The 14,190-nt window shown below is 73.2% G+C and carries 11 protein-coding genes; 5 read left to right on the forward strand and 6 right to left on the reverse strand.

Annotated features, from left to right (window positions below; translation table 11 throughout):
• Window positions 1-39: 39 nt before the first annotated feature.
• The 4 genes from HUT16_RS23380 to glgX all read right to left on the reverse strand — a co-directional run bounded on the left by HUT16_RS23380 (window position 40) and on the right by glgX (window position 8,185).
• On the reverse strand, window positions 40-1,992 hold the full coding sequence (locus HUT16_RS23380; RefSeq protein WP_176190045.1) for a discoidin domain-containing protein: 1,953 nt from the start codon (window positions 1,990-1,992) through the stop codon (window positions 40-42).
• 166 nt (window positions 1,993-2,158) lie between these two features.
• Window positions 2,159-3,991, reverse strand: a complete 1,833-nt coding sequence (locus tag HUT16_RS23385) for an ABC transporter ATP-binding protein (RefSeq protein ID WP_176190046.1) — start codon at window positions 3,989-3,991, stop codon at window positions 2,159-2,161.
• Complete coding sequence (locus HUT16_RS23390; RefSeq protein WP_176190047.1) at window positions 3,988-5,832, reverse strand: ABC transporter ATP-binding protein; 1,845 nt, start codon at window positions 5,830-5,832, stop codon at window positions 3,988-3,990. Before HUT16_RS23390 ends, HUT16_RS23385 begins: the two co-directional genes overlap by 4 nt.
• Before the next feature lie 151 nt (window positions 5,833-5,983).
• Window positions 5,984-8,185, reverse strand: a complete 2,202-nt coding sequence (glgX, locus tag HUT16_RS23395) for a glycogen debranching protein GlgX (RefSeq protein ID WP_176190048.1) — start codon at window positions 8,183-8,185, stop codon at window positions 5,984-5,986.
• Between the two features lie 222 nt (window positions 8,186-8,407).
• Between glgX and HUT16_RS38485 the strand changes: the two genes are divergently transcribed.
• The 5 genes from HUT16_RS38485 to HUT16_RS23415 all read left to right on the forward strand — a co-directional run bounded on the left by HUT16_RS38485 (window position 8,408) and on the right by HUT16_RS23415 (window position 13,092).
• Window positions 8,408-8,614, forward strand: a complete 207-nt coding sequence (locus HUT16_RS38485; protein ID WP_254897955.1) for a hypothetical protein — start codon at window positions 8,408-8,410, stop codon at window positions 8,612-8,614.
• Entirely contained in the window at window positions 8,587-9,591 is a 1,005-nt protein-coding gene (locus tag HUT16_RS23400; protein WP_254897956.1) for an Ig-like domain-containing protein, read from the forward strand. Before HUT16_RS38485 ends, HUT16_RS23400 begins: the two co-directional genes overlap by 28 nt.
• A 191-nt stretch (window positions 9,592-9,782) precedes the next feature.
• Window positions 9,783-11,027, forward strand: a complete 1,245-nt coding sequence (locus tag HUT16_RS23405) for an Ig-like domain-containing protein (RefSeq protein ID WP_254897957.1) — start codon at window positions 9,783-9,785, stop codon at window positions 11,025-11,027.
• Between the two features lie 186 nt (window positions 11,028-11,213).
• Window positions 11,214-12,431: an Ig-like domain-containing protein gene (locus HUT16_RS23410; RefSeq protein WP_254897958.1), complete on the forward strand. Its 1,218-nt coding sequence runs from the start codon at window positions 11,214-11,216 to the stop codon at window positions 12,429-12,431.
• A gap of 142 nt (window positions 12,432-12,573) precedes the next feature.
• Entirely contained in the window at window positions 12,574-13,092 is a 519-nt protein-coding gene (locus tag HUT16_RS23415; protein WP_368662708.1) for an ATP-binding protein, read from the forward strand.
• 259 nt (window positions 13,093-13,351) lie between these two features.
• Here HUT16_RS23415 and HUT16_RS23420 read toward each other — a convergent pair whose 3' ends face one another.
• Entirely contained in the window at window positions 13,352-13,810 is a 459-nt protein-coding gene (locus HUT16_RS23420) for a type II toxin-antitoxin system VapC family toxin (protein WP_176190051.1), read from the reverse strand.
• Window positions 13,800-14,069: a type II toxin-antitoxin system Phd/YefM family antitoxin gene (locus HUT16_RS23425; protein ID WP_176190052.1), complete on the reverse strand. Its 270-nt coding sequence runs from the start codon at window positions 14,067-14,069 to the stop codon at window positions 13,800-13,802. The genes HUT16_RS23420 and HUT16_RS23425 overlap by 11 nt, the downstream gene beginning before the upstream one ends.
• Between the last annotated feature and the right edge of the window lie 121 nt (window positions 14,070-14,190).

Below are 14,190 nucleotides of genomic sequence, written 5' to 3' on the forward strand. Positions count from 1 at the left end.
TCCCGCCGTCGCGCCCCCGGCCCGGGCGGGCTGCGCGGACTACGAGGCGTAGACCTGGAGTTCGGCGACCTGGCCGGCCGGCCAGCCGGTGTTGGCGGTGAAGACCAGGCGGACGTACCGGGTGCTGCTGCCGGCCGGGAGGGCGAGGGTGGCGGTGTTGCCGGTGGCCGGGTCGAAGACGCGGCCGGCGGGGGCCAGCAGGCGGGTGAAGGTGGTTCCGTCGGTGCTGCCCTGGACCTCGACGGTCTGGGTGCGGGTGGCCCAGGCGGCGGCCGGGGGGACGGAGAGGACGATCCGGCGCACCGGGAGGGCGGCGCCGAGGTCGGTCTGGAGCCACTGCGGGAAGGCGTTGTTCGGGCTCTCCCAGTAGCTGTTCGGGTCGCCGTCCACCGCGTTGCCGGAGCCGTAGTTCTGGGTGTGGCCGCTCTCCGCGGTCGGCCGGCGCAGCGCCAGGTTGCCGGTGGGGACGGTGGCGGCGGAGGTGGTCGCGGTGACCTGGCCGGAGGCGGGGGAGAGGTTGCCCGCCGCGTCCAGGGCCCGGACGGTGAAGGCGTACGCGGTGGAGGGGGACAGGCCGGTGACGGTGAGCGAGGTGGCGGCGGTGGCGGCCGCGACCGCGTCGCCGAGCAGGACCCGGTAGCCGGTGACGCCCACGTCGTCGACCGAGGCGTTCCAGGCCAGCGAGACCGTGGTGTCGTTCTGCCCGGTCACCCGCAGGCCGGTCGGCGCGCTCGGGGCGGTGGTGTCCGGCGGCGCGGTCGGGAACGGCCGGGTCGGGCGGGCCGCGGTCACGGGCAGCTGCCCCTTGAGCATCCGGCCGCCGTCGCCGGTCAGCCGCAGGTAGTAGTCCGAGGAGCAGGCCGTGCCGTCCTCGTCCAGCGCCAGGAACCCGGACCCGGCGGGCACCCAGGCCTGGGACTCGGCGGTCTTGGCGATCTGGTTGCCCTCGTTGTACTCGTCGAACATCGAGATGTACGCGGAGGCCACCCCGGCCCGGGCCATGTTGTAGAACTGCCGCCACATGAAGTCGCCGTGCGCCCGCTGCCGGTCGCCGACCCCGCCGGGCAGCACGCACGGCTGGTAGTCGATGCCGTGCGCGGTGCACTCCGCCAGGTCCGGGACGGTCGCCACGTTGTAGAAGTTGTCGGCGTCCGCCGCGCTGCCGATCCGGCCGACCAGCCAGGGCGAGAGCATGTCGAAGGCGTGGTAGACGTCCGAGAAGCCGGGCCGGGAGTCCCGGTCGCCGGTGCGCCACCAGGTCGGCACCCCGCCGATCACGTAACAGCCCTGCGCCTTGAACCAGTTGACCACGTCCAGGCACTGCGCGGGGGTGAACGGGCGCTGGTTGTCGTTGAACCCGAAGCCCCAGACGCACACCACCGGCTTCCCGTTCTGCCGGGCGTACGCGGGCGAGGCGGTGTGGGCGCGCATCTTGCCCGTCCAGTCGGCCTTGATCTCCGACTGCATGCCCGTCCAGTCCGAGACGTCGTACATGACGTAGAACTTGACGCCCTGGGACTCCGCCGCGCTGCGCACCCGGCCCGCCATCGCGTCCCGGGTCGGGCCCTCGCCGCCGGTCGGGTTGAAGCGCTGCAGGGCGGCGGTGTCGATGCCGTACTGCTTCATCCAGCGGAAGTGCACGTCGACCGTGGACTGGTCGTAGGAGGAGAACAGGGCGGCCTGCTGACCGTTGTTCAGGTTGGCGAAGGCCGTGGCGTACGTCTTCGGGTAGTCGCGGACGTCCGGCCAGGCGACGATCGACCTGTTGGTGTTCGAGGGCGTCTGGCCCCAGTTCTGCGCCCAGTGCCACCAGCCGTTGATCGGGGCGCCGTCGCCCTGGCAGGCGAACCAGCCCTGGTAGCCGACCGTCACCTTGCCGACCACGTCGCCCGCCGGGCTCGCGGCGTGCGCCGCGCCCTCGCCCAGACCCACCGCTCCGACCACGCCCGCCGCTGCCGCCGCCTGCAGGAAAACGCGCCGCGATACCACCATGCCGTTGCCTCCGCCCGGTTGACCGACACCTTGTCAGGTCCTCGACCTGCCGTCGGGATGGTAGTGAGGTGGACATGCGGCAGCAATACTTGTGACAAACAGCGCAAGAAACTGGCAGGGTTCGTGCAAGTCTCGAATGCAGGCAAGCGGGTGGGGGTGCGGGGCCTCAGACCAGGCTGTCCCGCCAGGTCCGGTGCAGGGTGGCGAAGCGGCCCTCGCCGGCGGTGAGTTCGGCGGGGGTGCCGTCCTCGACGATCCGGCCCCGGTCCATCACCAGGACCCGGTCGGCGATCTCCACGGTGGACAGGCGGTGGGCGATGATCACCGCGGTGCGGCCGGCCAGCACGGTGCGCATGGCGTGCTGGACGGCCTGCTCGCCGGGGACGTCGAGCGAGGAGGTGGCCTCGTCGAGGATCAGCACGGCCGGGTCGGCGAGCAGGGCGCGGGCGAAGGCCACCAACTGGCGCTGGCCGGCCGAGATCCGGCCGCCGCGCTTGCGCACGTCGGTGTCGTAGCCGTCGGGGAGGGCGGTGATGAAGGCGTGCGCGCCGATCGCCCGGGCCGCGGCCTCGATCTCGGCGCGGGTGGCGTCCGGCCTGCCGACGGCGATGTTCTCGGCGACCGTCCCGGAGAACAGGAAGGACTCCTGGGTCACCATCACCACGTTCGCCCGCAGGTCGGCGGTGGACAGCGCGCGCAGGTCGACGCCGTCGAGGGTGACGGCGCCCGCGGTGGGGTCGTAGAACCGGGCCAGCAGTTTGGCCAGCGTCGACTTGCCGGCGCCGGTCGCGCCGACCACCGCGGTGGTCCGCCCGGCGGGCAGCAGCAGGTCGAACGGCGGGAGCACCTGCCCGCCGTCGGCGTAGCCGAAGGCGGTGGCCCGGAAGGCGACCTCGCGGCCCCGGCCGCCGGCGGCGGGCAGCGCGGCGGGCTCGGCGGGCTCGGGGACGGACGGTTCGTGGGCCAGCAGTCCGGCCATCTTCTCCAGCGCGGCGGCCGCGGACTGGTAGCTGTTGAGGAACATCGCCAGCTGGTCGATCGGGTCGTACAGCCGGCGCAGGTAGAGCACGAAGGCGGTGAGCACGCCCAGTTCGAGGCTGCCGTCGGTGACCAGGAAGGCGCCGAGGACCACCACGCCGGTGATCCACACGTTGGCGGTCAGCCGGGACAGGAAGACGTACCGGGCCATCTCCAGCAGGCCGTCCGCGGTGGCGGTGGCGGACTGCCGGTTGACGGTGTCGAACGCCGCGTCGTTGGCGGCCTCGCGGCGGAACGCCTGCACCGGGCGGATGCCGTTCATGGTCTCGGTGAAGCGGACGATCAGCCCGGCGCTGACGGTGCGCGAGCGGCGGTAGACCTGCCGGGAGCGGCGCCGGAAGGACCGGACGATCAGGTACATCGGCAGGAAGGAGGCCAGCGCGGCCAGGCCCAGGCGCCAGTCGACGACCAGCAGGACGACGGTGATGTAGCCGACCGACAGGCCGACCATCAGCAGCTCCTGCAGGCCCTCGGCGAGCAGCTCGCGCAGGGTGTCCACGTCCCCCGTGGCGCGGGAGATGATCCGGCCGGAGGTGTAGCGCTCGTGGAAGTCGAGGCTGAGCCGCTGGGCGTGCCGGAAGATCCGGCCGCGCAGCTCCAGCAGGACGTCCTGGTTGATCCGGGCGGCGAGCCGGATGAACGTCCGCTGCAGCAGCGTGGCGGCCAGCGCGCAGCCCAGGTAGGCGGCGGTGACGGCGACCAGCGGGCCCCAGTCGTGCCCGCGCAGCGCCGGGACGCCCCGGTCGATGGCGTAGGCGACCAGCAGCGGGCCGGTCTGCAGCGCGGCCTGCTGGATGAGGACGGCCAGCACGGCGACGGCGATCCGGCGGCGGTGCGGGGCGAGCAGCGAGCCGAGCAGGGCGCGCGGGGCGCCGGGCGGGACGGGGATGTCTTGGTCGTCCTCGGCCCGGGGGAGGAGCTCGTCCTCCTCGGCGACGGGTGCGGCGACGGCGGTGGTCATCGGGCCAGCGCCCCTTCCAGCTCGGGTTCGCCGGACATCAGGGCCCGGTAGGCGGGACAGGAGCGCAGCAGCTCCTGGTGGGTGCCGACGGCGGCGATCCGCCCGTCGGCGAGCAGCGCGACCCGGTCGGCGAGCAGCACCGTGGACGGGCGGTGCGCGACGACCAGGGCGGTGGTGCCGGACAGGACCTCCCGCAGGGCGCGCTCGACCAGCGCCTCGGTGTGCACGTCGAGCGCGGAGAGCGGGTCGTCCAGCACCAGGAAGCGGGGCTCGCCGACCACGGCGCGGGCCAGCGCGAGGCGCTGGCGCTGGCCGCCGGACAGGCTCAGGCCCTGCTCGCCGACCTCGGTGTCCAGCCCGGCGGGGAGCCGGTCGACGAAGCCGGCCTGCGCGGTGGCGAGCGCGGCGGCGACCTGCTCGGGGGCGGCGTCGGGGGCGCCCATCAGGACGTTCTCCCCGACGGTGGCGGAGAACAGGGTCGGGTCCTCGAAGGCGACGGCGATCCGGCGGCGCAGCTCGGCGCGCGGCAGGTCGCGGACGTCGGTGCCGTCCAGGGTGATCGACCCGGCGGTGGGCTCGTACAGGCGGGGGAGCAGCGCGGTGAGCGTGGTCTTGCCGCTGCCGGTGGCGCCGACCAGGGCGAGCGTCTCGCCGGGGCGCACGTGCAGGTCGACGCCGGCCAGCAGGTCGGGGGAGCCGGCCGGGGCGTCGGGGTAGCGGAAGCGGACGCCGGTGAAGCGGATGCCGAGGTCCGCGGAGGGGGTGCGGCCGGACGGGGGCTCGACGGGCTCCGGCTCGTCCATCACCTCGAAGTAGCGGTCGGCGGCGCTGGCGGCCTCGGCGGCGAAGCCGAGCAGCCAGCCGATCGACTCGACCGGCCAGCGCAGCGCCATCGCGGTGGACAGGAAGGCGACCAGGGTGCCGACCGAGAGCTGGTCGTGGGCGACCAGGACGGCGCCGGCGGCCAGCACGGCGCCCAGGGCCAGTTCGGGCAGGCCGACGATGACCGCCCACAGGTTGCCCAGCAGGCCGGCCTTGCGCAGTTCGGTCTCGCGCAGGGCGGCGCTGCGGTCGCGGAACTCCTCGGCCATGGTGCGGTGCCGGCCGAAGGCCTTGAGGATCCGGATGCCGAGCACCGACTCCTCGACCACGGTGGCCAGGTCCCCGTTCTGGTCCTGGGCGAGCCGGGAGGCGGCCGAGTACCCGGCCTCGAAGCGGCGGGTGAAGAACATCAGCGGGATCGCCGGGAGCAGGGTGATCAGGGCGAGCCGCCAGTCCAGCACGAACATCAGCGCGGTGCCGGTCAGGAAGACCGTGGAGTTGACCACCAGGAAGACCAGCGGGAAGGCCAGGAACAGCCGCAGCACGAACAGGTCCGAGGTGGCCCGGGAGAGCAGCTGGCCGGAGGGCCAGCGGTCGTGGAAGGAGATCGGCAGCCGCTGGAGCTTGGCGAACAGCTCGCCGCGCAGCCTGGTCTCGACCCGGGCGAGCGGGCGGGCCACGATCACCCGGCGGACGCCGAACAGGACGGCCTCGGCGACGCCGAGCAGCAGCAGGGCGCCGGCCAGCGGCCACAGGCCGGACAGGTCGCGGTGGGCGACCGGGCCGTCGACGATCCGGCGCAGCACCACCGGGACGGCCAGCACGCTGAGCGAGGCGAGCCCGGCGGCCGCCATCGAGCCGAGGATCCGCCAGCGGGCCTCGCGCGCGTAGGGCCACAGGCGCAGCAGCGAGCGCACCGCGGACCGGTGTGCCGGTACGGGTGAATCTGTCGGGCCGTCGGTTGACGGGTTGTTCGAATCCGCGGGGGTGGGCGGAGCTGAGGTCTGGTTCTCGGCCATCGCCGAGAGGGTAGGCCGGACCGCTGACATTTCTCATCCGGTTTTTTGCCCCTGTCGGCGGGATCCGGCCAGGCCCCGGGGGGCGTGCGCCCGCTCCGGCACGGCGTGCGCCCGCTCCGGCGCGCCCGCCCGACGCCCCGGCACCGCCGCCTCACCCCGCCGTCAGCAGCACCGCCGAACGGCCGGTCAGCAGCACCGACGTCACCGGCGCCGGGTCCGGCTCGCCGGCCAGCGCGGTGTCCAGCACCGGGACGTGCGGCGCGGGCAGCGTGAAGCGCCGCGGCTCGGCGGCGGCGTTCAGCAGCAGCAGGAAGTCGGCGTCCCGCACCTCGCGGCCGCGCTGGTCGCGCTCGGACATCGCGCGGCCCGACAGCCGCATCGCCAGCGCCTGCCCCGGCGAGAACCAGTCCTCGTCGGTCATCTCCCGGCCCGCCGGGGTCAGCCAGGTCAGGTCCCGCTGCCCGTCGGGCCCGGCCGGGCGGCCGGAGAAGAACGCCCGCTGCCGCAGCACCGGGTGCGCCCGGCGCAGGTGCACCAGCCTGGCGGTCAGCTCGGTCAGCGAGCGCCAGTCCGGGTCGTCCAGCAGCGACCAGTCCAGCCAGCCGGTCTCGTTGTCCTGGCAGTACGCGTTGTTGTTGCCGCCCTGGGTGCGCCCCATCTCGTCGCCCGCGGTCAGCATCGGCACCCCGCTGGAGAGCAGCAGCGTGGTGAGCAGGTTGCGCAGCTGGCGCACCCGCAGCGAGCGGACCGCCGGGTCGTCGCTCTCGCCCTCCGCGCCGTGGTTCCACGACCGGTTGTCGTCGGTGCCGTCCCGGTTGTCCTCGCCGTTGGCCCCGTTGTGCTTGCGGTCGTAGCTGACCAGGTCGCGCAGCGTGAAGCCGTCGTGGGCGGTGACGAAGTTGACCGAGGCGTACGGGCGGCGGCCGCCGCGCTGGTACAGGTCGGAGGAGCCGGAGAGCCTGGTCGCCAGCTCTCGCACGTCCGGCCGGGCGCCGCGCCAGAAGTCCCGGACGGTGTCCCGGTAGTGGTCGTTCCACTCGCCCCACAGCGGCGGGAAGCCGCCCACCTGGTAGCCGCCCGGGCCGACGTCCCACGGTTCGGCGATCAGCTTGACCCGGCTGAGCAGCGGGTCCTGCGAGACGGCGGCCAGGAACGGGTGCTCCATCTCCACCCCGTCCCCGCCGCGGGCCAGCGCGGCGGCCAGGTCGAACCGGAAGCCGTCCACGCCCATCTCGGCGACCCAGTACCGCAGCGAGTCGGTGATCAGCCGGATCACCTGCGGGCGGCGGGTGTCCAGCGTGTTGCCGCAGCCGGTGTAGTCGGCGTAGCCGCGGCGGGAGCGGTCCGGCCGGTAGTAGCCGGCGTTGTCGATGCCGCGGAAGGACAGCGTCGGGCCCATCACGCCCTGCTCGGCGGTGTGGTTGTAGACCACGTCGAGGATCACCTCGATGCCCGCCGCGTGCAGCGCCCGCACCATCCGCTTGAATTCGCCGACCTGCTGGCCCCGGCTGCCGCCCGCCGAGTAGCCCGCGTGCGGGGCGAAGTAGCCGAGCGTGTTGTAGCCCCAGTAGTTCACCATCCCGCGCGCCTGCAGGTGGTCCTCGCTGACGTGGTGGTGCACCGGCAGCAGCTCCACCGCCGTCACCCCCAGCCGGGTCAGGTGGGCGAGGGCCGCCGGGTGCGCCAGCCCCGCGTAGGTGCCGCGCAGCTCGGGCGGCACGTCCGGGTGGCGCATGGTGAAGCCGCGCACGTGCAGCTCGTACAGCACCGTCTCGGCCCACGGGGTCTTCGGCCGCTGGTCGTCGTACCAGTCGTCGGCGTCGTGCACCACGACGGCCTTGGGCACGTACGGCGCGGAGTCCCGGTCGTCCCGGACGGTGTCCGCCACGTCCCGCTCGGGCCAGTTGCGCACGGCCCCGCAGGTCGCGTCGTGGGCGGTGTAGGCGCCGTCGATCGCCCGGGCGTAGGGGTCGAGCAGCAGTTTGGCGGGATTGTGCCGGGCGCCGGTCCACGGGTCCCACCGGCCGTGGACCCGGAAGCCGTAGCGGGTGCCGGGCAGCACGCCCGGCAGGTAGCCGTGCCAGGTCTGGTACGTCTGCTCGGACAGCCGGTGCCGGCTCTCCCGGCCGTGCTCGTCGAACAGGCACAGGTCGACCGCCTCGGCGCCCGGCGCCCAGAGCGCGAAGTTGGTGCCCCGGCCGCCCTCCGCGTCGGTGCGGAACCTGGCGCCCAGCGGTTGCCAGCCGCCCGGCCACGGCTCGGCGCCGCCGGGCCGGGGCGCCGGGCCGTTCCACCGGGCGGCGGACCGCTCCTGACGGCCCGTGCCCGCACTCAGCTCCTGCCACGCCGTCATGGCGACCCTCCCAGCCATCCGGGGGCCCGTCCCCGTTCTTCCGGTTGTTCCCTGTCCGACGGCCCTCGTCACCCCGGGTCGGGCGGCGTGACGCACCGTGATCGATCATGTGCCCAGTGGAGCCGGGGGCGGAAACCATCCGGCCGTGTCCGGTGGGCGGAATCGATCGTTGTGACCGGTATCGGGTGGTATCGGACGGGTGAGGGAACACGGGAGGGCGGCATGCGCGCCGCGGGACGGCTCTGGGCCCGGCGGGCGGCGGCGGCCGTCCTGCTGCTGCTGACCGGCTGCTCGGGCGGCGGCCCGCCGGGCGACGCGGCCGCCCCGCCGCAGTCCTGGCGCGGCTGTCGGCGCAGCCCGGCGACGGCGCGCAGGACGTCCCGGCGGACGGCCCGGTCGCGGTGTCGGTGGCCGGCGGGCGGCTGCTGAGCGTCCGGCTCGCCGACGACCGGGGCGTCGGCGTCCCCGGCACGCTCAGCGCCGACCGCACCGGCTGGACGGCCGACCACCGGCTGGCCACCGCCACCTCCTACACCCTGGACGCGGTCGCCGAGGACGGCGCCGGGCTGCGCGCCGCCCGGCGCACCGCCTTCACCACCGCCGCCCCCGCCCACACCTTCGTCGGCTCCTTCACCCCCGAGGACGGCTCCACCGTCGGCGTCGGCATGCCCGTCTCGCTGCGCTTCTCGCACCCGATCGCGGACCGGGCCGCGGTCGAGCGGGCCGTCGCGGTCGTCTCCGACCCGCCGCTGGAGATCGCCCCGCACTGGTTCGGCGACCGGCGGCTGGACTTCCGCCCCCGCGCGTACTGGCCGGCCGGGACGCGGGTCACCCTGCTGCTGCGGCTCAAGGACGTCGAGGGCGCGCCCGGCTACCTCGGCACCCAGGACAAGGACGTGCACTTCACCGTCGGCCGCTCGCTGGTGGCCGCGGTCGACCTGGACGCCCACACCATGACCGTCCGCCAGGACGGCCGGGTGCTGCGCACCCTGCCGGTCAGCGGCGGCAGCCCCGAGCACGGCACCTACCTGGGCGCCATGGTGGTCTCCGAGCGGCACCCGGTGACCAGGATGGACTCGCAGACGGTCGGGCTCGGCGACGAGTACGACATCGCGGACGTCCCGCACGCGCTGCGGCTGACCGCCTCCGGGACGTTCGTGCACGGCAACTACTGGAGCGACCCGGCGGTCTTCGGCGCCGCCAACACCAGCCACGGCTGCATCGGCCTGGCCGACGCCAAGGGCGGCTCGGACGACTCCCCGGCCGGCTGGCTCTACCGGCACGTCCGGATCGGCGACGTGGTGGAGGTGCGCGGCTCCCGCGGCGAGCGGGTCGCCCCCGACAACGGCCTCTCCGACTGGAACCTCGACTGGGCGCGCTGGCGGGCCGGCGGCGCGGTTCACTGAACCGGCACCCCGCTCCCGCCGGACCTTCACCCGGACGGGCCGGTTATCCTGGCCGCTCGCCACCGGAACCCGTCCGAACGGGCCCGGGGCGCGGTCGGCCCGGAGCGAGGCGTCCCGGGCGCCAGCACGGGTATTCGTGGGAATACCGGGAGGGGAGCAGCGCGGTGGAGACGGTTCGTACGACCGGAGCGGTGGCAGGACGCGGGCGCCGGGCCAGGCGGTCCGCGGCGGCCCTGCTGGTGGGCGGCGCACTGCTGCTCGGCACCACGGCCTGCAACGACGACAACGGCGGGGGCGGCGGCTCCGCGGACGCCCGGGGCACGTCCGGCGCGTCCGGCGGCGGGAGCTCGTCCTCGGCCCCGGCCGACACGGCCCCGAAGACCTCGGCGGCCCGGCTGACCGTGACGCCCGCCGACGGCGCGACCGACGTGCAGCCCAAGGACGGCCTGCAGGTGGCGGTGGCCGGCGGCAAGCTCACCACCGTCACGGTGACCGACAAGAACGGCAAGCCGGTCGACGGCAAGGTCTCCGACGACGGCCTGAGCTGGAAGCCCAGCGGGCAGCTCGGCGTCGGCGCCACCTACACCGTCTCCGCCCAGGCGGTGGACGCGGAGGGCCTGGTGGCCGCCTCCACCAGCACCTTCACCACGCTGACCCCGGCGAAGACGGCCGGCACCGGCGACAACATCGCCGACAACGGCACCTACGGCGTCGGCATGATCGTCTCGGTGACCTTCGGCAAGCCGATCAAGAACAAGGCCGCGGTGCTGGACGGCATCACCGTGACCAGCTCCGACGGCAAGACCGCCAAGGGCCACTGGTTCGACGACAAGCGGGTGGACTTCCGCCCGGAGGAGTTCTGGACGCCGAACACCAAGGTGACGGTCAAGTACCGGCTGAAGAACGTCGAGGTGTCCCCCGGCGTGTACGGCGACGTGGACAAGGACGAGCCGTTCACCATCGGCCGCTACCAGGTCTCCACGGTCGACGCGGCGGCCCACACCATGACGGTGGACAACGGCGGCGGCAAGACCCAGACCATCCCGATCACCGCGGGCAACGACGACAACCCCTCCTGGAACGGCACCATGCTGATCTACTCCAAGGAGGTGGTCACCCGGATGAACTCGGCGACCGTCGCCAACGTGAAGGGCGCCGAGTACGACGTCCAGGACGTGCCGCACGCGATGCGGCTGACCCGGACCGGCACCTACGTGCACGGCAACTACTGGAGCAGCGCCTTCGGCAAGTCCAACGCCAGCCACGGCTGCGTCGGCCTGGCCGACGTCAAGGGCGGCAGCGACACCTCCAACGGCGGGAAGTTCTTCAAGTCCTCGATCATCGGGGACGTGGTGAGGATCAAGAACTCCAAGGGCAAGACCGTCGACGGCGACAACGGCCTGAGCGGCTGGACCATCCCGTGGAGCAAGTGGTAGTCCGCGCCCCGCTCGTCCTGCGCGCCCCGCGCGTGCCGGTGGCCCGGCGGTCGTCCGACCGCCGGGCCACCGGACGTTCGTGACCGTACCGGGACACTTCTTCCGCAACGTTTCCGCGTTCCGACCCGTCATATCAACCGAAAGACCTGTCACCCGACGGGCCGGTGTGTGGGGAGAGCGAACGTGATGGTCAAGCGCGGGGGTTACGCGGTGGTGGGGGCGCTCGCGGGCGCCCTGGTGCTGATGACCACGGCCGGGTGCAGCACGGACTCGGCGAAGGCGGACAGCCCCAAGGGCTCGGCCAGCGCCGGTGCCAGTGCGGGTTCCGGCGATGCCTCGCCCGCCGTCTCGGCCGCGACCATAGCCATCGAGCCCGCCAGCGGCTCCACCGGGGTCAAGCCCACCGGCGCGGTCAAGGTGACGGCGGGCAACGGCAAGCTCACCTCGGTCAAGGTCACCGGCCCGGACGGCGTCGAGGTGCCGGGCGACCTGACCCCCGACGGCACCGGCTGGGCGCCCAAGGCCGGTCTGGCCGTCGGCACCGCCTACACCGTCGACGCGCTGGCCGAGGACGCCAAGGGCGTGGTCGCCAACGCGCGCTCCACCTTCACCACGCTCACCCCCGACAAGGACGCCGGCACCAGCGACAACATCGCCGACAACGGGGAGTACGGCGTCGGCATGATCGTCTCGGTGCGCTTCGACCGGGCGGTGAAGAACAAGGACGCGGTGCTCGGCGGCATCACCTTCGAGACCTCCGACGGCACCACGGTCAAGGGCCACTGGTTCGGCAACAACCGGTTGGACTTCCGCCCGGAGAACTACTGGAACCCCGGCACCAAGGTCACCATCCACTACAAGCTGAAGAACGTGGAGACCGCGCCCGGCGTCTACGGCGACGTGGACAAGGACGAGCCGTTCACCATCGGCCGCTCGCAGATCTCCACCGTCGACGTCAACACCCACAAGATGGCGGTCGTCCGGGACGGCCAGCAGGTCGACACCGTCGAGTTCACCGCCGGCAAGCCCGGCTACGACACCTGGAACGGCGTCATGGTGGTGGAGGCCAAGGAGGGCACCACCCGGATGACCTCGGCCGGCGTCACCAAGGAGGGCTCCGGCGACGAGTACGACCTGGTGGTTCCGCACGCCATGAGGTTGACGGACTCCGGCACCTACGTGCACGGCAACTCGTGGAGCGCGGGCGTGATCGGCCACTCCAACGGCAGCCACGGCTGCATCGGCGTGACCGACACCAAGGCCGGCAGCCCGAGCGCCCCGGCGGGCAAGCTCTACGACTCCAGCCTGGTCGGGGACGTGTTCAAGGTGGTCAACTCCAAGGGCAAGACGGTCGACCCGACCAACGGCCTGAGCGGTTGGAACGTCCCCTGGGCGCAGTGGTAACCCTCGGTCGTCCGTTCGGTTGCGGTCGGCATATGCCAAACGAATAGTGATCGTTTGCTCATTGTCCGTACGCACCTGCTCGCGTTCCGCAATGATGGGGCGCATGGCGGCATGGGGCGAAGCAGAGCGGTCATCATTTCCAGTGGCCGGCACCCGAGGTGACGACCCGTCGGTGGTCGGCGCCGGCGTGGTGCTGGCCGACCTGGAGCGGCTGACGCCGGAGGAGATGGAGCACCTCTTCTTCGGCGTGCTCGGCGACCCCGACGCCGCGGAGGAGGTGCGGCTGCCCTCCCGCCCGCAGTCGGCGGGGGTGGCCCGGCGGCTGGTGCTCTCGGTCTTACGGACGTGGAAACTCCACCAGCTCGGGGAGGCGGTGGAGCTGCTCACGGGTGAACTGGTGGCCAACGCCGTCCGACACACCGGCGGTCGGATGATCGGACTGAAGGTGACCCGCCGCCCCGGCTGGCTGCGGGTCGAGGTGCGCGACTCCTCGCGCGCCCTGCCCTGCCTGATCCAGGCCCCCGAGGTCGGCTACCGCAACGGCCACGGCCTGCGCCTGGTCGAGTCGATCGCCGACCGCTGGGGCGCCGACCTGCTGCCGCGCGGCAAGGGCGTCTGGTTCGAGATGAAGATCCGCGAACGGGCCACCACCGGCGGCTGACCCGCCCCCTCCGCCGCCCGCCTGGCATCCGAAGGTGAACTGAAGCACACGCCTTCTTTTCAATTTTGCCCGCCCCCGCATAGCGTGCGATAGTCATCCAAGTCGGGCAGCACAACCCGACACTTCCCCTCCGGCGGCACGCACCCCCTTGGCCCCCGGAGGACGCACAGGGGCCCCGGACCGCGAAACAACCGCGGACAGGGGCCCCGTACCGTTTCCCGGGTGCGGCCCGGCCGCTACGGCGCCGACCGGTGGCCGTTCAACTGCCGTCCGCGAGTGCCGGACGGGTGACCGGCACGACGGTCAGGAGCGTCTCCAACCCCTTGAAGTCGTCGGGGTTGGTCGTGAACAGGGGAAGGCCCTCGGCGACGGCGACGGCGGCGATCATCAGATCGGCCACGCGCCGCCGGGGTTTCCGGCCCGCGCCGATCACGGCGGCACAGATCCGGCCGTAGGCGCGGGCGGCCTCCGTGCCGAAGGGGATGGGATCGAACTCGTTCTCGGCGCGCTGGAGCACATCGAGCCGACGTGCCCGCTCCGCGTACTCGTCGTAGTCGGCCTGCTCCTCGTTCCGCCGGACCTCGTGCGGTCCGGCGGAGAGCTCGGCCATGGTAACGGCGCTGATCGCCATCTCGCCCGGCAGTTCGGCCGGGTCCACCCAGCGGCGCAGGATCATGATGTTGGTGTCGAGCAACCCCCGGTCGTGCTCAGCGGGCATAGGGATCGTCCGTCTCCTGGGCGGCCGTCGCGTCCTGGTCCGCCCGGAAGGTGTCCAGGGAGATCCCGGGCGCGCTGCGGGACATCGCGGCGAACTCCGCCCGGGGGACGAAGCGCCTGCGCCGCTTGAGCGGGACCAACTCGCCGATGCGATGGCCGTCCCGGGTGACGGTGAACGACTGCCCGGCCTCGACGGCGTCCATGATCTCTCGTGACCTGCTGCGCAGGTCCCGCTGGGTGATCTCCGGTTGCAGTGTCATGCCACCAGGCTAGCCGGGTGTGCCACCGAGTGCTACGGAGTGGCACACCCGGAGGCCGACGGTTTCGGGCACCGCGTGCACGTGCTCGACGGGTGCCCGCGCGGCCTCCCGGCGGGTCGGC

It is taken from the genome of Kitasatospora sp. NA04385, assembly GCF_013364235.1.
GTDB lineage: Bacteria > Actinomycetota > Actinomycetes > Streptomycetales > Streptomycetaceae > Kitasatospora.